This window comes from Arthrobacter sp. YN, from assembly GCF_002224285.1.
In the GTDB taxonomy this organism is placed as follows: domain Bacteria; phylum Actinomycetota; class Actinomycetes; order Actinomycetales; family Micrococcaceae; genus Arthrobacter.
Window position 1 is genome coordinate 269,082 of the sequence record NZ_CP022436.1, and the last position, 22,286, is coordinate 291,367.

23 protein-coding genes are annotated in these 22,286 nt (G+C 63.5%); 11 read left to right on the forward strand and 12 right to left on the reverse strand.

All coding sequences use genetic code 11. The features are described 5' to 3' along the window. The 5 genes from ureE to CGK93_RS01330 all read left to right on the forward strand — a co-directional run bounded on the left by ureE (nucleotide 1) and on the right by CGK93_RS01330 (nucleotide 4,080). Nucleotides 1-474, forward strand: a complete 474-nt coding sequence (gene ureE / locus CGK93_RS01310; protein ID WP_089593259.1) for an urease accessory protein UreE — start codon at nucleotides 1-3, stop codon at nucleotides 472-474. Between the two features lie 147 nt (nucleotides 475-621). Beyond that, nucleotides 622-1,290: an urease accessory protein UreF gene (locus CGK93_RS01315; RefSeq protein WP_089593260.1), complete on the forward strand. Its 669-nt coding sequence runs from the start codon at nucleotides 622-624 to the stop codon at nucleotides 1,288-1,290. Nucleotides 1,291-1,311: 21 nt separating this feature from the next. After that, nucleotides 1,312-1,929: an urease accessory protein UreG gene (gene ureG, locus CGK93_RS01320; RefSeq protein ID WP_089593261.1), complete on the forward strand. Its 618-nt coding sequence runs from the start codon at nucleotides 1,312-1,314 to the stop codon at nucleotides 1,927-1,929. 181 nt (nucleotides 1,930-2,110) lie between these two features. Further along, the gene (locus tag CGK93_RS01325) at nucleotides 2,111-3,034 is read left to right on the forward strand and encodes an urease accessory protein UreD (RefSeq protein WP_089597092.1); all 924 of its coding nucleotides are present in this window, start codon (nucleotides 2,111-2,113) and stop codon (nucleotides 3,032-3,034) included. Further along, nucleotides 3,034-4,080: a HoxN/HupN/NixA family nickel/cobalt transporter gene (locus tag CGK93_RS01330; protein WP_089593262.1), complete on the forward strand. Its 1,047-nt coding sequence runs from the start codon at nucleotides 3,034-3,036 to the stop codon at nucleotides 4,078-4,080. The genes CGK93_RS01325 and CGK93_RS01330 overlap by 1 nt, the downstream gene beginning before the upstream one ends. On the opposite strand, the gene CGK93_RS01335 is transcribed toward CGK93_RS01330, so the two are convergent. Beyond that, nucleotides 4,077-5,054 (reverse strand): serine hydrolase domain-containing protein, encoded by a 978-nt coding sequence (locus tag CGK93_RS01335; protein ID WP_089593263.1) that lies wholly within the window; start codon nucleotides 5,052-5,054, stop codon nucleotides 4,077-4,079. The genes CGK93_RS01330 and CGK93_RS01335 overlap by 4 nt on opposite strands. Before the next feature lie 148 nt (nucleotides 5,055-5,202). Between CGK93_RS01335 and CGK93_RS01340 the strand changes: the two genes are divergently transcribed. Further along, nucleotides 5,203-5,712 carry an RNA polymerase sigma factor gene (locus tag CGK93_RS01340; RefSeq protein ID WP_089593264.1) on the forward strand — a complete coding sequence of 170 codons (510 nt, stop codon included), beginning with the start codon at nucleotides 5,203-5,205 and terminating at the stop codon, nucleotides 5,710-5,712. A 4-nt stretch (nucleotides 5,713-5,716) separates the two neighbouring features. Then, nucleotides 5,717-6,739 carry a hypothetical protein gene (locus CGK93_RS01345; protein WP_089593265.1) on the forward strand — a complete coding sequence of 341 codons (1,023 nt, stop codon included), beginning with the start codon at nucleotides 5,717-5,719 and terminating at the stop codon, nucleotides 6,737-6,739. 67 nt (nucleotides 6,740-6,806) lie between these two features. Here the strand turns inward: CGK93_RS01345 and CGK93_RS01350 are convergent, their stop codons facing one another. Further along, nucleotides 6,807-9,599 carry an alpha-amylase family glycosyl hydrolase gene (locus CGK93_RS01350; RefSeq protein ID WP_089593266.1) on the reverse strand — a complete coding sequence of 931 codons (2,793 nt, stop codon included), beginning with the start codon at nucleotides 9,597-9,599 and terminating at the stop codon, nucleotides 6,807-6,809. A 307-nt stretch (nucleotides 9,600-9,906) separates the two neighbouring features. On the opposite strand from CGK93_RS01350, the gene CGK93_RS01355 reads away from it, so the two are divergent. Continuing rightward, the gene (locus CGK93_RS01355; protein ID WP_089593267.1) at nucleotides 9,907-10,104 is read left to right on the forward strand and encodes a hypothetical protein; all 198 of its coding nucleotides are present in this window, start codon (nucleotides 9,907-9,909) and stop codon (nucleotides 10,102-10,104) included. Continuing rightward, complete coding sequence (locus CGK93_RS01360) at nucleotides 10,101-10,331, forward strand: hypothetical protein (RefSeq protein WP_089593268.1); 231 nt, start codon at nucleotides 10,101-10,103, stop codon at nucleotides 10,329-10,331. Before CGK93_RS01355 ends, CGK93_RS01360 begins: the two co-directional genes overlap by 4 nt. Before the next feature lie 74 nt (nucleotides 10,332-10,405). Here CGK93_RS01360 and CGK93_RS01365 read toward each other — a convergent pair whose 3' ends face one another. The 5 genes from CGK93_RS01365 to CGK93_RS01385 are packed head-to-tail and all read right to left on the reverse strand — an operon-like array spanning nucleotide 10,406 to nucleotide 15,196. Next, nucleotides 10,406-11,440 carry a lactonase family protein gene (locus CGK93_RS01365; RefSeq protein WP_198318318.1) on the reverse strand — a complete coding sequence of 345 codons (1,035 nt, stop codon included), beginning with the start codon at nucleotides 11,438-11,440 and terminating at the stop codon, nucleotides 10,406-10,408. A 2-nt stretch (nucleotides 11,441-11,442) separates the two neighbouring features. Then, the gene (locus CGK93_RS01370) at nucleotides 11,443-12,273 is read right to left on the reverse strand and encodes an aldo/keto reductase (protein WP_089593269.1); all 831 of its coding nucleotides are present in this window, start codon (nucleotides 12,271-12,273) and stop codon (nucleotides 11,443-11,445) included. 30 nt (nucleotides 12,274-12,303) lie between these two features. Further along, the gene (locus CGK93_RS01375) at nucleotides 12,304-13,371 is read right to left on the reverse strand and encodes an NAD-dependent epimerase/dehydratase family protein (protein WP_089593270.1); all 1,068 of its coding nucleotides are present in this window, start codon (nucleotides 13,369-13,371) and stop codon (nucleotides 12,304-12,306) included. Further along, nucleotides 13,368-14,339, reverse strand: coding sequence for an aldo/keto reductase (locus tag CGK93_RS01380; protein WP_089593271.1), 972 nt, complete (start codon nucleotides 14,337-14,339; stop codon nucleotides 13,368-13,370). Before CGK93_RS01380 ends, CGK93_RS01375 begins: the two co-directional genes overlap by 4 nt. Nucleotides 14,340-14,374: 35 nt before the next feature. Next, nucleotides 14,375-15,196 carry an aldo/keto reductase gene (locus CGK93_RS01385; protein WP_089593272.1) on the reverse strand — a complete coding sequence of 274 codons (822 nt, stop codon included), beginning with the start codon at nucleotides 15,194-15,196 and terminating at the stop codon, nucleotides 14,375-14,377. Nucleotides 15,197-15,413: 217 nt separating this feature from the next. Here CGK93_RS01385 and CGK93_RS01390 point away from each other — a divergent pair, with 217 nt between their 5' ends. After that, a complete protein-coding gene (locus CGK93_RS01390; RefSeq protein WP_089593273.1) occupies nucleotides 15,414-16,298 on the forward strand; it encodes a helix-turn-helix domain-containing protein in 885 nt (294 codons plus the stop codon). Between the two features lie 58 nt (nucleotides 16,299-16,356). On the opposite strand, the gene CGK93_RS01395 is transcribed toward CGK93_RS01390, so the two are convergent. Continuing rightward, nucleotides 16,357-16,566, reverse strand: coding sequence for a dodecin (locus CGK93_RS01395; protein WP_011773002.1), 210 nt, complete (start codon nucleotides 16,564-16,566; stop codon nucleotides 16,357-16,359). A 108-nt stretch (nucleotides 16,567-16,674) separates the two neighbouring features. Beyond that, nucleotides 16,675-17,481, reverse strand: coding sequence for an SDR family oxidoreductase (locus CGK93_RS01400; protein ID WP_089593274.1), 807 nt, complete (start codon nucleotides 17,479-17,481; stop codon nucleotides 16,675-16,677). A 162-nt stretch (nucleotides 17,482-17,643) separates the two neighbouring features. Here CGK93_RS01400 and CGK93_RS01405 point away from each other — a divergent pair, with 162 nt between their 5' ends. Further along, nucleotides 17,644-18,075, forward strand: a complete 432-nt coding sequence (locus tag CGK93_RS01405; protein ID WP_089593275.1) for a universal stress protein — start codon at nucleotides 17,644-17,646, stop codon at nucleotides 18,073-18,075. 80 nt (nucleotides 18,076-18,155) lie between these two features. Here CGK93_RS01405 and CGK93_RS01410 read toward each other — a convergent pair whose 3' ends face one another. The 3 genes from CGK93_RS01410 to CGK93_RS01420 are packed head-to-tail and all read right to left on the reverse strand — an operon-like array spanning nucleotide 18,156 to nucleotide 22,277. Then, entirely contained in the window at nucleotides 18,156-19,832 is a 1,677-nt protein-coding gene (locus CGK93_RS01410; RefSeq protein WP_089593276.1) for a thiamine pyrophosphate-binding protein, read from the reverse strand. Next, nucleotides 19,829-20,620: a cyclase family protein gene (locus tag CGK93_RS01415; protein ID WP_089593277.1), complete on the reverse strand. Its 792-nt coding sequence runs from the start codon at nucleotides 20,618-20,620 to the stop codon at nucleotides 19,829-19,831. The genes CGK93_RS01410 and CGK93_RS01415 overlap by 4 nt, the downstream gene beginning before the upstream one ends. 7 nt (nucleotides 20,621-20,627) lie before the next feature. After that, nucleotides 20,628-22,277 carry a phytoene desaturase family protein gene (locus CGK93_RS01420; protein ID WP_089593278.1) on the reverse strand — a complete coding sequence of 550 codons (1,650 nt, stop codon included), beginning with the start codon at nucleotides 22,275-22,277 and terminating at the stop codon, nucleotides 20,628-20,630. Nucleotides 22,278-22,286: the final 9 nt, after the last annotated feature.

Sequence of the window (22,286 nt, forward strand, 5' to 3'; positions counted from 1 at the left end):
ATGATCATCGAAAAAATCCTGGGCAACCTCCACGAACAGCCCAACGCCTTCGCCGGGCATCACAAAGAAAAAGTAGTCCTCCCCAGCGCACTGCTGGTCAAACGCATCCAACGCGTCACCACCGACCACGGCAAAGAACTCGGCATCCGCCTCCCCACCGGAACCGGCGACCTCCGCGACGGCGACATCCTCGCCATCAGCGACGCCAACCTCATCGTCATCTCCGTGCTGCCCACCGACGTCCTGGTGATCGGGCCGCGAAGCATCCACGAAATGGGGGTGGTGGCGCATTCCCTTGGCAACCGGCATTTGCAGGCGCAATTCTTCGATGCTGCGTCTGAGTACGGGGCCGAGGTCATGGTTTGTCAGTATGACCACACGGTCGAAGATTATCTGAAGAGCGTCGGCGTCCCCTACGACAGGCAAGAGCGGGTCATGCCGGTGCCCTTCCGCCATGCTGAGCATTCGCACTAATACCGCGGTCATGGTGCCGCACGTAGATGCACGTGGCTGGGGCGCCGTGCCGGGATTTGGGCCGTGCCCGCTTCGCGATGCCCTCCACGCCGCGGCCCAAAATCCCGGCACGGCTCCGGCTTTTCGGCTCGCCTCTCGGGGCGGCTCATGACCTCGTATCAGCTTGCTCTTCAACAGTTGACCGACTCGGCTTTGCCTACGGGGGCGTTTGCTCATTCTTTGGGGTTTGAGAGCTACATACATCGTGAGTCGGTTTGTGATGAGGTCACTTTTGGGGAGTGGTTGGGTGCTTTTGTGGGGCAGCAACTGACTTATTCGGATGGGTTGGCTATGCGCTTCCTTTATGAGGGGGTGGATGTTGGTTTGTTGGATTCTGTTCTTTCCGCGCAGTTGTTGGCTCGGGAGGTGAGGGAGGCTTCGCTCAAGATGGGGGGACGGCTGCTGGAGATTGGTGGGGAGGTGTTCCCGTCGGGGGAGTTGGAAGCGTATCGGGAGTTGGTTCGTGGGGGTGGGGCCGGGGGGCATCAGCCCTTGGCTTTTGGGGTCATCGCCCGGTCATGGGGAGTTCCCTTTGAGGCGGCGCTCTCTGCGTATCTGTTTGCCACGGTGACTTCCCTGACGCAGAACGCCGTGCGGGCCATCCCGCTCGGGCAGAACGCCGGGCAGCGGGTACTTCGCCGGGCGCACGAGGCCGTTGCTGCCGCCGTCCAGGATGTAGCACAGCTGTGCTGGGACGACTTTGGGGCCGTCAGCCCCGGACTTGAAATTTCACAAATGCGGCACGAAAGGCAACGCGCCCGCATGTTCATGAGCTAGCTAGTGCAAAGGACAGAAGACATGACAGAACCCATCAAAATCGGCGTCGGCGGACCCGTCGGAGCAGGCAAAACCCAGCTCGTGGAACGCATCACCCGGCACATGAGCGGCGACATTTCCATGGCCGCCATTACCAACGACATTTACACCATCGAAGACGCCAAAATCCTCGCCGCCAACGGCATCCTCCCCGAAGACCGCATCATCGGCGTCGAAACCGGCGGCTGCCCCCACACCGCCATCCGCGAAGACACCTCCATGAACACCGCAGCCATCGAAGAACTCAAAGCCAGGCACCCCGACCTCCAAGTCATCTTCGTCGAATCCGGCGGCGACAACCTCTCCGCTACCTTCAGCCCCGAACTCGTGGACTTCTCCGTCTACATCATCGACGTCGCCCAAGGCGAAAAAATCCCCCGCAAAGCCGGGCAAGGCATGATCAAGTCAGACCTCTTCATCATCAACAAAACCGATCTGGCGCCCCATGTGGGGGCGGACCTGGCCGTCATGGAGAGGGATTCCAAGGAATTCCGAGGCAACAAGCCGTTCTGCTTCACGAACCTCAAGACGGACGACGGGTTGGACGCCGTCCTCAACTGGATTCGGCGCGATGTCCTGATGCTTGATCTGGCGTCGTGATCGGCGGGGCTGCGGCGGCTACGCCGGATTTTGGGCCGTGCCCGTCCCCAGCCGCTCCCAACTCTCGCAAGCTCGAGTCGGGTCCCTCGCGGCAGTGGGCCCCCCACGATGCCCGCCACGCCGCGGCCCAAAAATCCGGCTCCGCCGCCGCAGCGGTCGAGTCACCAGACGGCCAATGCCTATGAAGACGCCGGTGCAGGTACCTGTCGGCGGTTCGGCCGCTCGGGAAAATGAAGAGCCTAGCTCCACGTTGGCAATTGGGGAGCGGGCTGTGCGGGGGCGGTTGGAGTTGGGCATCAGTGTGCGGGGTGGGCGGTCCGTTGCTTCGCGGCAGTTTCATGAGGGCGCTTTGAGGGTGCTTAGGCCGCATTATCTCGATGGGTCCGGGCAGGTTTGTTATGTGATGGTCAATCCTGGCGGGGCGTACCTGGGGGCCGACCTGTTTGTTGTTGAAGTGGAGGTTGATGCGGGGGCTGAGCTGTTGCTGACCACGCAGTCTGCCACGAAGATTTATCGGACTCCGGGGTCGTTTGCTGAGCAACGGATGAGTGTCCGGCTGGGGGAGGGCTCGCGGTTGGAGCTGATGCCCGATCAGTTGATTGCGTACCGGGAGGCGAGCTATCGGCAGAATTCGCACCTCAGTCTCCACCCGACGTCGAGCCTTGTCATGGCCGAAGTCATTACGCCGGGGTGGTCGCCGGACGGCGCGTCCTTCAAGTACGAAGAGGTCCGGCTGCGGAATGAGATCTGGATTGAGGACCAAAGAGGCGCGACATTGTTGGCCCTCGATAACCTGCTGATTCGCCCACCCGTCAACGACGTGACCGGGATGGGGTTCATGGAGGGCTTCAGCCATCTGGGGTCGTTGGTGGTGGTGGACCCGCGGGTTGATCAGGGGCTTGCTGATGACCTGGACCGCATATCCCGTGATTTTGAGGCGTACACGGGAGTTTCCTTGACGGCGACTATTGCCGGGACTACCGGGCTTGTGCTGCGATCGTTGTCCAACAGCACTGAGGAACTCAACACATTGCTGGGTGTTTGCTCCGGCGTCCTGCGGGAACGTTGGTACGGGCAGGGACCCTTGAACCTGAGGAAGTACTAATGACTGCGCTGACCGAGTTCGCCACCATGTACCGGGAGCGGGAGACGTTGTCCCTGCGGACCAGGCTGCTGTTCACGTTTGGTGCCGTCGCCGCGTTGCACGTTGCCGCCGTCGTGCTGTTGCTTGCGGGTACGGCAGGAGATGCGCAGCCGCTGGCGCTGGGACTGGTGGTCACCGCATATGTGGCCGGCATCAAGCACAGCTACGACTGGGACCACATCGCCGCGATCGACAACTCCACGCGCAAATTCGTGGCGCAGCACAAGGATCCGGTGAGCGTGGGGTTTGCGTTCAGCCTGGGCCACAGTTCCGTGGTGATCCTGGCGGGGCTCTTGGTGGTGGCGGGTGCCACGTTGATTGGGCAGTTCATGGAGGACGGCACCACAGGGAACAAGGTGCTGGGCTTGATCGGCAGCGGTGTCTCCGGGCTGTTCCTGTTGGCGATGGGGCTGTTCAACGGCTCCGCGTTCGTCCGCGCCACACAGGTTTACCGAAGGGTGCAGGCCGGCGGAGAAGTGCGCCACGAGGACCTCGAAGCGAGGGGTTTCGTGGCCCGCCTGCTCGCCAAGCCACTGTCCAAAGTGGAGCGGCCACGGAACATCTACGTCATCGGTTTCCTGTTCGGGCTCGGGTTCGACACCGCCACCACCATCGGGCTGCTGGTCATCACCACGACGGCGTCACTCGCCGGTGTTTCACCGCTAGCCTTGATGGCCCTCCCGCTCGCGTTCACTGCCGCGATGACCCTGTGCGATTCAGTCAACGGCGTGGCCATGATGAAGATGTACACATCAGCTATTCACAACCCGCGGCGCAAGCTCGGCTTCAACGCCGTCATCACCGGCATCTCGGCAGTCTCGGCGCTGTTCATCGCGGTGATCACGCTGGGTGGGTTCGTGAATTCCGCGTTTGAGCTCGAGGACCCTCTGACCTCGTGGCTCGGCGGCATTGATCTTGGCGACGCCGGCCTCATCCTGGTGGGCCTGTTTGTGGTGGCGTGGGCCGTATCAGCCTGGCGTGGCCGGGTAGCTCGCAGCGGTCGCTAGGAAGCTGCCACCGCGTTGAACAACTCGTTCGTATCCACGCCCAGGTCCGGGGCGTCCAGCACGTTCGTCAGGAACACGACGCAGCGGTCCTGCTCCGGGAACATCCACCACTCGGTCCCGGACCAGCCGGGGTGGCCGTAGATCCCTTTCGCCAGGAGCTCCGACTCATTGGCGGGCAGCTGGAAACCCAGGCCCGTGTGCCGCAGGGGAGCGGGCCGGGTGGTGATGTGGGAAACCTCCGTGGTGCGGGGCCGGCGCATGGCAGCAAGGGTTGCGGGCCGTACTGCTTTCCCCGAATCCCGCAGCAATTCTGTTCCCAGATTGAGCAGGTCAGTGGCCGTCCCGAAAAGGCCCGCGCCGGGATGCCGGTGCTGGTACATACCGTCCACGTTCAGCCCAGCAGCGTCGGTGCCGTGGACCGCATGAGGGTTGCAGTCGGAGCTAAACGTGAGTGATCCAGCGCCGGTGTCCGCTGCCAGGGCAAGCAGTTGCTCCTCGAAGGGGCGCCCGTCGGCCCACTCGGCCATGGCCGCGGCACCCTCGAATGCGATATTGCAATACTGGACCAACGAGCCCGCGTAGAAGGCTTGCTCCGCTGAGGTGAGGGCCTCGCGGAGGGGAGTGCCGCCGTCGAGCGCCGGGTCCGCAATACCGGAACGGTGGCTGAGCAGCTGCTCCAAGGTCACCGTATCCGTGCGACGGGCACCGAAGTCCGGCAGGGCTGCACTCAGCGGGTTGCCCAGAGACAATTTCCCCTGCTCCACCTGCCGCATCACGGTCAAGGCGCTGATGGGTTTGGAAACGGAGAAAAGCGCAAAGTGGTCGTCGGCCGTGGCCTGCCTGCCGCCGTCGGTCCCGAACGCCACAACGTCCTCGATGCCGTGGCTGGACGCGATACCCAGCACAGCAACCGGCACGCGCCCAACGTCCACCTGCCTGCGGGCCCAGTCTGCGGAGGGTCCTGTTTCCACCATGGTTGTTCCACGCTCTCGTTTGGGGCTCTGTGAGTCGAATCTATCGCGGGTGACTGAAGAAACTTGCCAGCGCCTGTAACCGTGGCGGCCCGGCCGGAAACTATACAAGTATCCTGCAGTTCAGGGCTCTATATCAGGGGGAAAAATCGTGCTTTCCGAGCGCGAATTGGCGTTCATCGCCATTCACAAAGACAGCTACCCATCCGTCTTCAGATTCGTCTGCCGACGTGTTGAATCCGTCGAGGCAGCGGAGGAGATCGCAGCAGACGTGTTCCGCGTCGTCTGGCAGAAGTGGACCGACGACTCACGCCCGGAACTCCCGTACCTATTGACGGTCGCGCGGAATCTGGTGGGGAACGCGTACAGGAGCCGCGACCGGCGGCTGGCACTGCAGGAAAAGCTGCGGACGACGGCGGTGGAGCGGTTTGGCGATGAGTCCGAAAACGTCGCGGTACAGGACGCTATGACGCGGTTGCGTGAACAGGACCGGGACATCCTGCAGCTGGCCTACTGGGACGGCTTGAGCAGCGCAGAAATAGCAGGGGTGCTGCAGTGCAGTGAATCGGCGGCCAAAGTCCGCCTCCACCGGGCCCGAACGGCGTTCCGGAAACAGATGCCTGCAGGGGCCGAAACCACCACACACAAGATGGGGGTCTGAAGACATGGATCCGATCAAGAACCAGATTTCAGCGATTGACCCGCTCGCCGTCGATCCAGTTGCCGAGCCCAACGGAGAAGAAGCGCTGCACAGGATCCTTTCCGGCTCCACGGTGTTCAGCGACAGCCACCCGGTGGCGGCAGTGGCGTCCCTTGACCAGCGCAGGCGACGTAAGGCGCAAATCGCGGGCGGGCTGTTGCTCGCAGCTGCGGCCGTCACTGCGGGAGTGCTGGTAGCCGCCAACCTTGGCTCGGTGAACACCGCGCCGGCACCTGCTGTCACGGTCACTACAACAGAAGCGACACCCACGCCCAGCGTTTCCGTCACGCCAACACCCACGGCCACGCCCTCGGCGACGCCCACGGTGGCTGCACCGGTAACCACCCCGCCCGTTGCTCCCGCGGTTCCGATCCCGGCTCCAACACCGGTTTCAACAACGACGCTGCCACACACTGTAGTGCCGACTTACACCTTCCCCGACGGACACCTCTCCTTCACCTACCCCGTGGGCTGGAGTGTGAAGACGGAGCCGGGGCCATACACGACGGAGGCGGACAAAGCTGCGTCCACCATCGCCAGGGTTCTGGACACCGCAGGCACTGAGGTTGCCCTGATATTCAACGGAAAATACGGCGACGGTACAGCTGGAACGGTGGACCGAACCATCCTCGACAGGGCAGTGGTTCCCGGTGTTCGGGACAATTCGGGTGAGCTGGTGGAGTTCGGTTTCTCTTCGAACCAGTCGCAGTCCATTCCCTACGAGGGGATGCCCTCGCCCCAAGCAGGACCCGTCGAAGATCCTCCGACGTACATCATGGATGTGAGGGTCTCCTCGCAGCTCGTGCCCGGAATCAGCTCTTCAGGGACCAACCAAGTCCGTGTTCCCAACGGCATCATGAGCGCCTACGTGATGTTCGATGCCACCAAGTACCCCACCTTCGCAACCCCTGAAGCTGCCAAGGCCTGGATGGGCACCACACAGTACGCCCAGCTCAAGTCCATGCTCCTGAGCCTGAGCTACAAATAACCCCATCTGAGTAACAGCAAACGTCGCTCTGACAGTCCAGAGCGACGTTTGCTGTTACCTGGTTGGGCTAGCGGGTGGTGACCAGATGGCTGGCGGGGTCGTACCGGAAGGTGACCGGTCCGCCGTCGTGCTTCACCGCGATGTTGCTGCCGTTCGGGGCTCCGCCGAGGCCGTAGTTCTCAGCCCAGGAGCCGTTGATGGCGGCCTTGAACTCGTAGCTCCCGGCGGCGAGGTTGGGCACGGAGAGCTTCCAAAGTCCATCAACGGTGTCCAGGGACAGCTGGGCCTGGGCGCAATCCGGCATCCAATCGCCGGCACAGCCGAGCTCGGTATTCAGGCTTCCCGGCACCGACACGGCGGCGGGCTGTTGGCCGGCAACCGCTGCGCTGATCACGTTGGTGGCGTGGTCGTACAGAAAAGTGACCGCCCCGCCTGAATGCTGGAACACCACGTTGGCGCCGTCCAGCTCGCCGCCGGCACCGTAATTTTCATCCCAGGTGCCATTGAGCGCGGCCTTGAATTCATAGGTTCCGGCCGGGAGGTTGGGGACGTTGAGTTGCCACAGCCGATGCGTCGGCTCATAGGTCATCAGTGCCTGTTCACAGGACGGCTGCCAGTCCTCGGCGCAGCCCAGTTCGGTGTTGAGGCTGCCGGCCACGGTAACGGACTCGGGCTGGGTCGGTTCACCCACCACACCGCTGCGCGGCTCACTGGCCGATGTCTGCCCCCGGTTGTCCAGCACCACGGCGCGGTACTCCAGGGACGTTCCCGCCTCAAGCGAGGACACGTCATGGAATACCTGGTACGGCGCGTTGTCGTCCGTGCCGATTGCTTGCCATTCGCCGCCGGCCGTACGCGACTGGAAGGTGACCTCATAGAACGAGCTGCCGTCGACGTCGGCCGTCACCTTCGCACGGGACGCGTCGCCGGCCGCGGTAACTGGCTTCTTAAGCACGACGGCGGGAGCCGCCTTGGACTTCGCCAGTCGCCCCGCTGCTTCGTACACCACGGCGGAAAGCGGCGGGACGGTGACGCTGAGCTTTGCCTGTGCATCGGTTTTCGCATGAGCCGCGGCGTCACCGTAGACCAGGTTGAACGGTTGCTTCGCCTCGTACGCGGGAATTGCGGCTGTTTGGGCCGTCTCGCTGTTGTTCACCGCCACGATGTATTCGCGCTGGTCCTTGGCATCGATACGGGAGAAGGCGTAGATCCCGGCATCGTCGGCGGCATAACGGTTTTGCTGGGCCCCAGTGCGGAGGGTGGGGTGCTCAGCGGTGAGCGCGGCGAGTTCGCTGATCTTCCGGTACAGCGGGTGGCCGGTGTCAAAGTTGTCCGTGGCGTGGGTGGAGTTGGTTCCCAGGAGGTCGTCATCCAGATACTCCTGGACCTTGCTCGCGAACAGGGTCTGGCGCGAATCCTGGTCGCCGCCGGCGCCCGTGAAGCCTTGCTCGTCTCCGTAGTAGACCACCGGGTTGCCGCGCGAGAAGTACATCAGTTCATGGGCCAGCTCGTCGCGTTCCAGCAGTTCGGTGTCGGACGCTCCTGCGTTGTCCTCGGCGATGAACGTGCCGATCCGGCCCATGTCGTGATTTCCCAGGAAGGTGGGCAGTTGGTAGACGTTGGAGTCGGCGTCCGTGTACCAATCGTCCCCGTTGAAGAAGTCGGCCAGCCCGGTGGCCTTGCTGCCTTGGGACGCGAAGCTGCGGGCCGCGCCCTGGAAGCCGAAGTCCAGCACAGCCTGCATCTTGTTCCTGGTGGTGAACGTGGAGGTGATGCTCTTTGAGGTGTCGAAGACCTCCCCGAACATGAAGAACTCGTCCTTGCCCTGTTCCTTGGCGTAGCTGAGAACCTGGGGTCCGAACTGCTGCCAGAACTCATCGTTGACGTGTTTCATGGTGTCAATGCGGAAACCGTCGATGCCAAAGTCGCGGATCCAGGTTTTGTAGACGTCCATCATCCCGTTGACCACTGTGGGGTTTTCGGTGAAAAGGTCATCCAGGCCGAAGAAGTCGCCGTACAGGGAGTCCTCGCCGGCAAAGTTGGTGTTGCCGCGGTTGTGATAGAGCGTGGGGTCGTTCAGCCACGACGGAACCTTGACGTCCTTCTCGGCGGCGGGGACCACGGGCGTGTACGGGAACGACGTCGCCGGGTCCAAAGCCGGGAAGTCTTGCGTTCCGGCGTAATCGCGGTCGTCGAAGACGTCGCCCGCAGCGGTCCGGTAGGGCTCGGTTTCCTTGGAAATGTAGGGCGCGGACTGGGTCTCCTGGTACTGGATGACATCCGCCGTGTGGTTGGTGATGATGTCGAAGTACACCTTCATGCCCCGCGCGTGGGCGGCATCGATGAGGGTCTTCAGCTCGGCATTGGTGCCTAAGTGGGGGTCGATCTGCGTGAAGTCTGTGACCCAGTACCCGTGGTAGCCAGCCGAACTGTTCGCGACGGTCCCGTCACCCTGGACTGCTTTGTTCTTGAAGCTCGGCGTGAGCCAGAGGGCGTTGGTTCCAAGGCCTTGGATGTAGTCCAGGCGGTCCTGCAAACCCTTCAGGTCACCACCGTTGAAGAACCCTTTGCGGGTGGGATCAAATCCGGACACCATAGGATCAGAACCCAATCCGCCGGCGTCGTTGGTGGTGGTCCCGTTGTTGAAGCGGTCCGCCATGACGAAGTAGAAATTCTGGTCGCTGACTCCTGCCCTGATGGAGTGCTGGGCTGCGGGATCCGGTGTCTTGGTGGCCGGAGCGGCGCCCGCGGGGAGGACCGCTGTGGCAGTAAGGGCCGCCGTCGTCAGGACGACGGCGGCGAGGCGGCCAAGGGGGCGGCGTTGTTGGGGGAGGGTGGGTCTATGGCTGCGAGCTGACAAGTGATGGAACCTTCCGCTAAGCGACAGTGCTGTGGGACAAGTCACAACTGTAAGCGCTTGCGTACTCTTAATCCAGAGATTCGTTGAGTTACGGGATGTGAAGAGGTCTGTGGAGCGCCAACTTATGGAAGCGTTTGCAGCCGGCCTAGCTGGAAATCGAGGATGTCGGCACTGTGCTCCTGCATCAGCGTCCGCTGGAATGCTATGCATCTGTCCATAACGCAGCCCTTGTGACTTGCATAGGGTTGAAGAGATCTGCTTCACACCACGCAGTGCCCCGATCTACTCCCAAGGATGAGTTTCAACGATGAAGAGCATCGCCCTCCTGCGCGAACGAGCCACCCGCACCATGCCTACCGGTTCCCACTGCCCGGCGTCGGGCCTGTGGAGCCCGGACTCCGATCCGGACGCCGTCCAGGTGTTCCCCGAGGGCCACGTGCTTCCTGCCCACAACGGCGTGGCAACTGTCTGGCGGCGCCGCACTGCTGCCGAAGTGTCATCGTGACCAGCTCCATCATGAACCGGCCCGCCGACTATCGGCACGTTCCTGCCGCAGAGTGGTCCGAACTCAACTCCGGTGATCCTGTGTGGATTTACGACGTCGCCTGGGGCGCCGGTACCGGCCGCGTTGACGACGTCTCCAAGCACCAGGAACTGCTCTGGGTGGTCCTCGAACCAACGGGCCGCAAGCTGCTCTGCGGCACGGACGACGTCCAGGTCTGGTCCGTCTAAAAAGACTCGCCGAGGTGTCATTTAATACCAATGTCTGAGCGGATCATACGTATTAAATGCCACCTCGGCGGTACTCACATCAGCATGCTGGGTGAGCCAGTCTCCACGCGGCCCACGGGGCCGTCCGGCAAGCCCGTGGCCGGGTCCAGCCTGAAACTCACGACGTCGTCCGACCCTTCGTTGGCGACGTACAGCCAGCCTTCGCGGACCAGATGATGGCGGGGCCAGTCGCCGCCACACGGAACGTCCGCGAGGGGCTCAAGTCCAGTGCCGTCGTGGGTCACCTTCAGCACGCAGATGCGGTTGGATCCGCGCACGCCCATATAGGCGAAGCGGCCATCCGGTGACAACGCGATCTCCGCTCCGGAGTCGCCGTCGAACGGCTTGTTGATGCTGGCCGGAACAACTGCGGTGAGCTCATACGAGCCGTCCGGTTCCATCCTGACAATGGCCACCTCCACCGAATACTCGGTGTCCACGAACACCGATCCGCTGTGATGCCGTGCCATATGCCGGGGGCCCGAGCCCTTGGGCAGCACCACCTCATGATCGGGCTGCAGGCCTTCGCCGGGAGCGTACGTCCACACGCGGACCAGGTCATGCCCAAGGTCGGTGGTCATCACCCGGCCGTCGGGGAGCATCAGGCTCGAATGCGCGCGACTGGGACGTTCGCCCTCAGCGGGTGCCGTGAAGTGGGGATCGACGGCGGCTGCCGCGCTGGTGCGCGAGGTGATGGCGCCGTCGTGGTCCAGTTCGTAGAGGATGACCTGGCCATCGCCCCAACAGGTGGCCACAATGAAACGGCCGTGGGGATCCACCGCAACGTGGCAGGTGGCGTCTCCGGCCGGCCAGGGCTCACCGAAGGCCTCCAGTTCTGCCTCGCCGGTCCGGAGATAGGCCCGGACCGTTTTACCTTCCTCGGCGACTGCGTAAACCAGCGGAAGCGTGGGGTGAAGCGCAAGGAACGACGGCGAGTTGGCCGCCACCGCTAAACCGGCGGACGCCAGTTGCCCGTGGTCGTCTGCCGAAAGCGCGGCGATGCCCTTGCCGTTGCCGTTCCGGTCCGCCGTGTAGGAACCCACCCAGATCAGCGTCTTTTCGTTACCCATGGTCAGTGCCCCTGTACGTCCGAGTCGACGCCTGCGTCAGGTCCGGCGTCGAGGGTTTGCAGTTTGGAAAGGTCCTCCTGGTCCAGCTCGAAATCGAACACGTCCAGGTTCTCCTGCATCCGTTCCGGATTGGCGGTCTTGGGAATGGCAACCAGCCCCTGTTGGACATGCCAACGCAGCACTACCTGGCCCGGAGTCTTCCCGTACTTCCCGCCGATGCCGGTCAGTACCGGGGCGTTGAGCAGATCGCTGCTGGCACCCAACGGGCTGTAGGACTCTGTGATGATGCCATGCCGTTCGTTGTAGGCCCGGGCTGCCGGGCGGGGGATGGAAGGGCTGACTTGGATCTGGTTCACCGCCGGCACCACCTCCGTTTCCCGGAACAGTTGGTCAAGGTGCGCTGGTTTGAAGTTGGAGACGCCGATGGAGCGCACTTTGCCCGAGGCCTGCAGTTCCTCGAAGGTCTTCCACGTGGAGACGAATTCGCCACGACGGGGGAGCGGCCAGTGGATCAGGAGCAGGTCAACGTACTCCAGGCCGAGGCGCTCCAACGATCCCTCAAGCCCGTCGATGGCCTTGCCGGAGCCCTGGAATTCGCCATCCAGCTTGGTGGTGATGAACAGTTCCTCACGGCTCACTCCACACGCGCGGATGCCGTTGCCCACGCCCGTCTCATTCCCGTACTTTTTTGCCGTGTCCACGTGCCGGTAGCCATGCGACACCGCCTCCACCACGGCGTCGGCCGCCTCGGCATCGTTCAATGGCCACGTGCCGAGTCCCAATTGCGGGATCTTGAAACCGTCGTTCAGTTCGATGAGTGGGGCAAGTGCCATGGGCTGGGTCTCCTCTGGGTTTCTCTGTTTCTACGCTGGCCGCTGGCTGCTTGGCAACAGTGATCTTCGTGACCAGTCATGGAGCCGATCACTCAACTCCATGAAATCTGCCTTCACTACCTGCAGCTCCGGATGGGCATCGTGCCACTCCACGATCTCGCGGGCGCCGTCCGCGAACGGGATGGTGGCCCGGTAATCAGGAACCAGCGCCTTGATCTTGGAATTGTCGAACACCACGGAGTGTGAGCGATCGCCCAGCAGATTGGGGCCCAGTTCCGGGCTGTGGGCGGCGATGGTCTCTGAGGAAACGTGGAAGAGTTCGGGCTCCGCAACCCCGGCTGCCCTCGCGAACAGGCGATATACCTGGTTCCACGGCAGGAACTCGTCCGAGGTAATGGTGTAGCTCTCGCCAATGGCCTGCGGCCTGCCCAGCAGCCCGACGAAGGCCTTGGCGAAATCCCTGCTGTGGGTCAACGTCCAGAGTGAGGTTCCATCTCCATGAACCAGGATGGGCATCCCCGCGCGCATGCGGTGAATGTCGGTCCACCCGCCCACCATGGCGATCTTGGTGCGGTCATAGGTATGGGATGGCCGCACCACCGTCACCGGAAAGTCCTGATCGCGGTAGGCCTCGAACAGCAGTTCCTCGCAGGCGATCTTGTCCCGGGAGTACTGCCAGAACGGGTTCTTCAGCGGGGTCGATTCCCGGATAGGCAGTGTTGTTGGCGGCTTTTGGTACGCCGAGGCGGAACTGATGAACACGTACTGACCCGTCCGCCCACGGAACAATTCCATCCCGGCCAGCGCCTGGTCCGGGGTGAAGGAGATGAAGTCCGCAACGGCGTCGAACTCTCTTCCTTGAAGTACCTCACGCACGGCGAGAGGGTCGCGGATGTCCGCGTGGAGGACCTCCGCGCCGTCGGGGACCGGCCGCCCGGCTGACCGTCCCCTGTTGAGGATGGTCAGCCGGTGGCCCAGTGCGACGGCGCGTTCAGCCGCCGCCGCACTGATGACGCCGGTTCCGCCGATGAACAGGATGTTCCGCGGCGAAACGGTGTCAGCCGCCGTCCCGAGGGGGTCGTGGGGGAGGGTACTCACCAGGCGTAGTCTTCGGGGGCGGGGCGATGGCCCGGGAAGATGTCGTCCAGCCGCTTGAGGGCGTCCTCGTTCAGCGAGACGTCCAGCGCCCGGATGGCTGCATCCAGTTGTTCCTGCGTGCGGGGGCCGACGATCGGTGCCGTGACGGCCGGTTGGTGAAGCAGCCAAGCCAGCGCTACATCGCCGGGGGCATGGCCCAGTTCGTCCGCGAAATCCTCGTACTGGCGGATCTGCTCCTCGTGCTCCTTGAGAGTTTCCAACGCCCGGCCCTCAGCGCGGCGAACTCCCTGCTCCTCCTTCTTGAGAACGCCTCCCAGCAGCCCGCCCTGCAGCGGCGACCACGGAATCAGGCCCAGACCATACTGTTGGGCCGCCGGAATGACCTCAAGCTCCAGTTCGCGCCGGAAGAGGTTGTAGATGGACTGCTCGCTGACCAAGCCGGTGTAGTTCCGCCTCCGGGCAGCTTCCTGCGCCTGGGCAATGTGCCAGCCCGCAAAGTTGCTGCTGCCCGAGTAGAGGATCTTGCCCTGCTGGACGGCGACGTCAATCGCCTGCCAGATCTCGTCCCAAGGGGTATCGCGGTCAATGTGATGGAACTGGTAGATATCGATGTAGTCCGTCTGCAGGCGCTTCAAGCTCGCGTCCAGCGCGCGCCGGATGTTCAGTGCCGACAACTTGGACTCGTTGGGCCGGTCCGTCATGGTGCCGTACAGCTTGGTGGCCAGAACGGTCCGTTCGCGGCGCTCGCCGCCCTTCGCGAACCAGCGGCCGATGATTTCCTCGGTCCAGCCGCGGTGCCCGGCTCCGCCATATACGTTGGCGGTGTCGAAGAAGTTGATGCCGGAATCCAGCGCGGAGTCCATGATCGAGTGGGCCGTTGCTTCGTCCGTCTGGGGGCCGAAGTTCATGGTGCCCAGGCAGAGGCGGGAGACTTTCAGGCCGGAGCGGCCAAGGTGGGTGTACTGCATGGTTGTTGAGGTCCTTTGCTTTGTACAGTCAGGGCTTAGAGCTGGGTGAAAGCTGCGACGGCGGGATCGGAGCCGATGCGCGCGCCCGCCTCCAGTGCCGTGATGGCTGCCAGCTCGGATTCGGTGAGGGAGAGGTCGGCTGCTCCAAAGTTCTCGCGCATTCTGGTGGAGTCCGCTGATTTGGGGATGACGATGGTTCCCTGCGCCAGATGCCAGGCCAGGATTACCTGTGCAGGAGTAGTGCCGTGGGCTGCCGCCACCAACGCCACTTGCTCGGCGTTCAGGTCCTTGCCCTGCCCCAAGGGGCTGTAAGCTTCCACGGCAATGCCCAGGTCGCGGCATTTCGTGGCCAGTCCGCCCTGCTGGAACGTGGGGTGGACTTCGATCTGGTTGACGGCCGGAACCACTTCTGACTCTTTGAGCAGCGTGTCCACGTGGTCGGAGAGGAAGTTGGATATGCCGATGGCCCGGATCTGCTTGTCCTGGTAGAGCTTTTCCATTTCTTTCCACGCCTGGGTGAAGAGGCCCTGGGATGGGACCGGCCAGTGGATCAGGTACAGGTCAATGACCTCCAGGCCCAAGGCATCCCGGCTGCGCTGGAATGCGTCGTACGCTTCGCCTTGCTCACCGTTGCGGAGCTTGGTGGTGATGAAGAGTTCCTCGCGGGGAATCCCCGAGGCTGCGATGGCAGCGCCTACCCCTGACTCATTGCGGTATGCGGCAGCGGTGTCGATGTGGCGGTAGCCGGCTTCAAAGGCATCTTCCACTACCCGCTGGGTTTCCTCGGCAGGTACTTGGAAGACACCGAATCCGAGCTGGGGAATGGTGACTCCGTTGTTCAATGTCAGCTCTGGCATGACGGTCTCCTTCGACGGGATGGTTATGGCGGTGACGCTCCGGCTTCCCGGGTTCCAGAAAGTCCTCTTCCGAGAAAGCGTTTTCGGAGGCCCTGTACCGAGCCTATGCATTTTTGGCCACAGAGTCAGCAACCCAGCCTGATCCTGTTTTTCCTAGGTCTGGGAGTCCTACCCGGAATGGTGGTCTTTCACACACCCCGAACGGCAGAATGGAGGGATGGGTCAAAGCGCCGAGTTCGGTAAATTCCTCAAAGTCATGCGTGCCCGCCTCTCACCCGACGACGCCGGGGCGCAGGAGTCCGGCGGTGCCCGCCGGGTGCCCGGGCTCCGCCGCGAAGAGGTGGCACGCCTTTCCGGTGTGAGCACTGACTACTACACGCGCCTGGAACAAGGCCGGAATATCCACCCCTCCAAGGCTGTCCTCGATTCCGTGGCCCGCGCACTGCGCCTGGACACGGGCGAGCAGGCACACATGATGGACCTGCTGGAACACTGTGCCAGCTCTGCAGGAAACCCCGGCCCCATACAAAAGGTGCGGCCGGCCCTGCGGCAGCTGCTGGACGCCGTCGGAGATGTTCCCGCACTGGTGCTGGGCCGCCGCGCGGATGTCCTGGCCGGAAATCGGCTGGCGCACCTGTTGTTCACCGATTTCGCGGCTTTGCCTGCAGCCGAGCGGAACCTGACGCGCTGGATCATCCTGGATCCAGCGGCCGGAGCGCTGTTCAGGGATTGGAAGACCGTGGCCGCCGAAGCTGTCGGGGCGCTGCGCATGGACGTGGGCCGACACCCCAACGATCCCCAAACCAACCAGCTGGTGGGCGAACTTGCTGTCCACAGCGAGCATTTCCGTCAGTGGTGGGCCGGGCACCGGGTTGCTACGCGCTCCGCGGGAACGGTCCGGCTGCACCACCCCGTGGTAGGCGACCTGGAACTGAACTTTGAAACCCTGAGTCTCCCGGACGACCCCGACCAGCTCCTGCGGGTCTATTCGGCCAAGGCGGGTTCGCCGTCGTCGGACGCTTTGACGCTCTTGAACTTTGGCGACATGGGCACCCAAGCTGAAGTCCCAGCACCCGAACCCGCCCGCCGGGAAGGCAGTTAACGCCCATGTTTGTGGAAAACATGGGCGTCAACTGACAACTCGCGGGTGGGTAGGGGGGTCAGCGCTCCAGGCGGAAACCAAGCTTGATGGTGACCTGCCAGTCGGCCACTGCGCCGTCCTCGAGGTGGCCGCGGATTTCCTTGACCTCAAACCAGTCCAGGTTCCGCAGGGTCTGCGAGGCTGTTGCGATGCCGTTCTTGATCGCGTCGTCAACGCCTTCGGTGGAAGTTCCTACAATTTCGGAAACGCTATATGTGTGGCCAGCCATGGTGCTCCTCATCAACGTCTTACGAATCTCTGGAAAATCAGGCCCGCCAGGCAGGCCGTCCAAGCAGACTAGCCCACGGATCTCCGTGCGGCCAGAGCCTGCGCCGGCCTAGCTTTCGCGCCAATCATTGCTGGTGATGTGCGAACCGGCCTGCGGTCCCATCTGCAGCATTCCGCCGTCCACGGGCCAGGACGCTCCATTGACGTAGCTCGACGCCGGGGACGCGAGGAAGGCGATGACGGCGGCGATTTCGCGTGCATCACCGGGGCGTCCCAGCGGAACTCCGGGCCTTTCCTTCTGCGTGGGATCCTCGTCTTTCTGGCCGGTCATGGGCGTCGCAATCTCGCCCGGTGCCACGTTGTTGGCGGTGATCCCGTACTCCGCGAGTTCCAGGGCCATGGTTTTGATGAGGCCGCCCAATCCATGTTTGGAAGCGTCGTAGGCGGAGGCCCCTACCCGCGGCTGGAATTCGTGCACGCTGGTGACGGCGATGATGCGCCCGCCGCGGCCGGCCTTCACCATGCGTTTCGCCGCTGTTTGCATGGCCACGAACGCACCGTTGAGGTTGGTGTCCAAGGTGGACATCCAGGTTTGGTAGTCGAGGTCAAGGAACTTGGTGCCGTCACCGGTTCCGGAGTTGTTGACGAAGACGTCCACGCCACCGAGGTCCTCGGCGAGCTTGTCGATTGCGTCTACCGTCCCTTGGACGTCCGTGGTGTCGAGTTGATGGACTACGGCTTTACGGCCGAGGCCACGGACTTCCTCCGCGGTTTCCTCGGCGCCCTGCTGGTCCGTGTGCCAGGTGATGCCTACGTCCATGCCGGCCTTGGCCAGGGCCACCGCCGTGGCCCGTCCGATGCCTGAATCCGATCCCGTGACAATGGCTGTCTGCGGGGAAAATGATGCGTCGCTCATGGTCCTGCCTTTCGCTCGGGTGATCATTCCGACAGATGTACCCCTACCCAGTGATACCGGCCGTAAACACTCCCGGCGCAAAAGGGTCATCCCTGCGGATGGTGATGGAGTGTAGATTTTCTTGCAGCAGCACCCAGTGAATCCCCACAACCAGGAGTACTCATGTCAGAAGTTATTGTCGTCGGCGTTGACAGCAGCGAGACGGCCAAACGCGCAGCAGTGGCAGCGGCGAAGTTCGCCACCGCACTCGGCGCCGAACTGCACGTGATCAGCGGCTTCTCCGATGACCGCATCGAAGAATTCGGCAGCGGCAGCGACCGCATCACCGTCTCCTCCGCAGACTCGGCGGAATACGTTGCCCGCAAGGTCTCCGAAGAGCTGGACGTTCCTGCCGGCAACATCAAGTACTTCGCTGCCCGCGGTACTCCGGCCAATGCCCTCATCAACTACGCCGAAACCAACAACGCCTCGCTGATCGTGGTCGGCAACAAGCGCATGAAGGGCCTTGGCCGCGTCCTGGGCAGCATCGCCAACAGCGTTGCCCACGGTGCGCCGTGCGACGTGTACATCGTCAACACGGACGTCGACGCGTAACCACCCAAGTAAGTAACAGCAAACGTCGCTATGACCGCTCATAGCGACGTTTGCTGTTACCCAGTTGGGCGCCCCGGCGCTTAGTGGCCCTGGAACGCCTCCGCCAGCCACCACGAGCCGCCGTCGGACGCGATCTTCGCGTCGATCACCAAGGGCCGGTCTTGTGTCCCGGCTTCATAGGCCGCGATCCACGGGCGCACGGCGTCCAGGTCGGCGATGGTCCGTACGGTCACACCTTCGGCGCCGAATCCGCGGGCTATGGCGGCGATGTCCGTTTCCGGGAACACGACGCTGGAAAGCTCGGCCTCCGAGTGCTCCGACGCGAAGTGGTGGACCTCGGCCCCGTACGCGGCGTCGTTGTACACGATGCACACGAGCGGCAGTTTCAGCCTCGCGGCGGTCTCCAACTCGCTGATGCCCATGAGGAATCCACCGTCGCCCGCGCCCAGCACCGGCAGCCGGTGAGGCTGGGCAAGCGCGGCGCCAATGGCTGTGTAAAGTCCCAGCCCGATCGCCTGAAATGCCTGTGTGAAGCAGAACCCGAACTCGTCCGGGACAGCGAGGTACTGGCTGGGGTAGCCCATGAAGTTGCCGGAATCCACGGCCACGATCCGCTCTGTGGGGAGCATGGAATCGAGTTCCCGGGTGAGGACGCGGGGATCGATGGACGTTGCCGTAGACAGGTCCGCTGTGGAAACGTCCCGCCACCGCGAGCCCTGCTTGATGGCCAGCGCATTGGTTTCGGTGCGGTACTTTTCGGCGGGCTCGGACTGCACGGTCCGCAACGCCGTCAGGGCATCCACAGCAGTCAGCGCTGAATCACCCAGCAGCCCCAGGGTGATGGGCCGGTTGGCGCCGAGCGCGGAATCCTCGACGTCGATCTGCACCACGTTGGTGCCGGTGGAGATGAGCCGCCCGTGCCGCATGGTCCACATGTTCAGCGCGCAGCCCCACCCCACGATCAGGTCCGCGCCGCTGATGAGTTCCGCCGTGGTGGGCGAAGAAAAACCACCCGAGATACCCAGGTTGTGCGAGTCGCCGTTGAACAGCCCGCTCGCCACTGCCGACGTCGCCACCAGCGCACCGGCATGCCGCGCCAATTCCAGGATCTCGTCCCGGGCGCCCCGTCCGCCGCGTCCGGCGACAAACACGGGCCGTTCCGCGGCGGAAATCAGCGCCACCAACTGCTCCACTCCGGCAGCGTCCGGGCGAACCTTCAACGGCTCAGGCACGACGACGGTACTCACCTCGTCCGCGGCGCTGGCACTTTGGACGTCCAGCGGCAGGCTCAGGACCACTGTGCGGCGCTCATTGACCGCGGTCCGGAAAGCCCTGACAGTGTCCGCCACAGCTGTGGCGGGGGAGTGGATGCGTTCAGCCACGGCGCCGACGCTCCGGGCCAACGCGTCCTGGTCGATCTTGAAGTTGGACCGGATCGCTGCAGCCTGGGTGTCGGCGGTCAGCACGATCATGGGCGTGCGACTCTTCGCGGCCTCACCGATTCCGGTGATGGCGTTGCTCAGCCCGCAGCCTTGGTGCGTGGTGACCACTCCCACCTTGCCGGACATCCGCGAGTAGGCGTCGGCCATGGTCGCAGCACCGCCTTCATGCCGGGTGGCAGTGAAGGGGATGCCTTCGGCCATGAGGGTGCCGGTGACATCGAAGTTGCCGCTGCCCACCACTCCGAAAACATGCCCGACGCCGAGCTTCGCCAGCGTCCTGCCCACCAGGGTGGAAACCCGGACCTGCTCGCTCATGCTGTTACCCCCGCGTCTTTTTCCATCAGCGCGTACACCCGGCTCGGACTGCCGGTGCCGCCCACGATCGGCAGGGGAGCAACCACCAGTGTGGCACCCGTGATGGGAAGCCGGTCCACGTTCCGCAGCGAGGTGACGCCGTACTTGTCCGCGCCGAGGAGGAACGAGTGCACGGGGAACATCGGATCCAGCGCTCCGGCCTGCCCGGCGTCGATCCCCACGGTTTCAACACCGAAACCGCTGATCGAAGCGTTACCGGCAAGCCACTTGGCACCTGCCGCAGAGACACCGGGAGTGTGGGGTCCGTCGTCGTCCGCGTTGACGAAAGCCGCAGCGTCAGCGCCGCGGGCCGCCCAACCGGTCCGGAAGATGATCCAGCAGTTCTGCGGCAAAGCGCCGTGCTGTTCCTGCCACTGCTCAAAGTGCTCAGGTTCCAGCAGGAAGTCAGGGTCCGCGGAGACCTCTGCGGTCTTGTCGATCACCGCGATGGGCCCCACCAGGCGGTGGGGTTCGATCTGGTCCACGGATTTGCCATCCTTGCCGGTGATCCAGTGGACGGGCGCGTCCAGGTGCGTCCCGGCGTGCTCACCCACGGTGACATCGTTCCACGCCCAAGCCGGTCCTGCGGCGTCGAAATTGCTCACCGGCGAGACGGACAGTCCCACCGTGTTCGCAAAGGGCTGCGGGAGGTTCAGGATGGGGGTTTCGGAGCTGAGGGGCGTGGTGAGGTCGATGATTTCCACTGCACCACTCGAAAGGGCTGCAGTGAGCCCGGCCAGAACAGACATTGTTCTCCTATCGCTTGCTTGGTTTAAGTGCTGCTTGAAGACGTGAAAATCGTGAAGGTGGTGCGGTCAGTTTTTGGGCCACCAAATGTCCCGATCCGCCGGAAAGGCCGGGACCAGGGTGGGTTGACGCGCCGATATGCCAGAGACCTTCGACGGCGGTTTGGTGGCCTGCCGCCGCGGGGAAAGGCCGCCAGAGCAGGTTTTGGAAGAGCTCAGCGGAGCCTCCATAGGGGTCGCCGTTGACGGCATTGGGATTAGCGGCCGTTAGGTCCGTGGGAGCGATGATGTCTGAAGCGATGACCGTAGCCCGGGTTCCCGGTGCGAACTGCTCCAGCCGGGCGAGGACCCGTTCCAGGTAGCCGTGTTTCAGTTCCTCGGTCCAGCCTTCCTCCACTGTCAGTTCGCCGGCCGCATCGCCCACGGGAGAGAACGGAACTTCCTGCAGTTGCAGCCACAGCGTGGCTTTGCCCTCTGGAGCGCGGGACGGATCCAGGACGCATTGCTGCCCCACCACCACCGTGGGTTCGCTGGGCAGCAGACCGGCCTCGGCTTGGGCGCAGGCGATTCCCGTGCTGGCCGAGCCGTTGCTGAGGTGCACCAGCGGGACCGCGTTGAGTCGCGGATCGAGCCACTCCACGGGCTTGTCCAGGGCGAGATGGATCTGCAGGGCGCCGCGGCCATTCTGGTAGCGTTCGGCCGCCGCGGCGGTCCCGGCAGGTGGCTGGCGAAGGAGCTGGGTGTAGAGGGCTTGGGGCGAAACGTTGGCTAGCACCGTACCAGCGGTGACTACGCCCCGCGAGGTCCGGACGCCCGTGACAGCGCTACCTTTGCCGGAACCGTCGGAGCCCACCAGGATCTCCTCGGCCTCCGCGCCCAGCATGATCTGAACCCCGTTGTCGCGCAGCAATGATTCAAATGCTTCCACGAACCTCGATGCCCCGCCTTTCACAATCGGGAGCCCGAAGCCGTGCATGCTCATGGCCATCACCGGCAACATCACCCCACCTGTTGCCTGGTCCGGGCCGAGCCCTGCGTGCAGGAGCCACGGAGCCCACAGTTGGTCCGCTTCCCACCCGTCAAAGCGGCTGCGGGTGTAGTTCCGGCCGCTCATCACCGCGTCCCGGACGAAGGTTTCGGTCCTGGAGAAACGTCCGCGCCGGACGGCTCCGAAGGCGATTTTCGCAACCTCCCTGAACGATCGAAGCTCCGCCCCGAACGCCCCAAAGACCGTGCCGGCATTCCGCTCAAGGTCATTCAACATGGCCAGGTAGGCGGACTGGTCACCGGGGATCTTGAACGCGGCAGCCGTCTCGCCCGGATCCTGCTGTGCAATGACAACGCGGTGGGCTCCCGTGCCCGGATCCGCGGCGACGCCAGCGGTCACCGGGCCGGTGGTGTTGCAGTACTCCAGCCCCCTGGCGTGCAGTTCCTTGCCTAAAGCCGCGTACGCACCACCTGACACGAACAACGGGTGCCAGGAAGAGAAGGAGTCGTGGATGAATCCCGGCAGGGTCCGCTCGGAGGAATGGATGAAACCTCCCAGCCGGTCCGATCGCTCGATGATGCAGACGCGCTTCCCGTCCATGGCGAGCTCAGCTGCCGCGACCAGGGAATTAATGCCCGAGCCAATGATCGCGACGTCAACTGAATCGTCCATCTCCGCTCC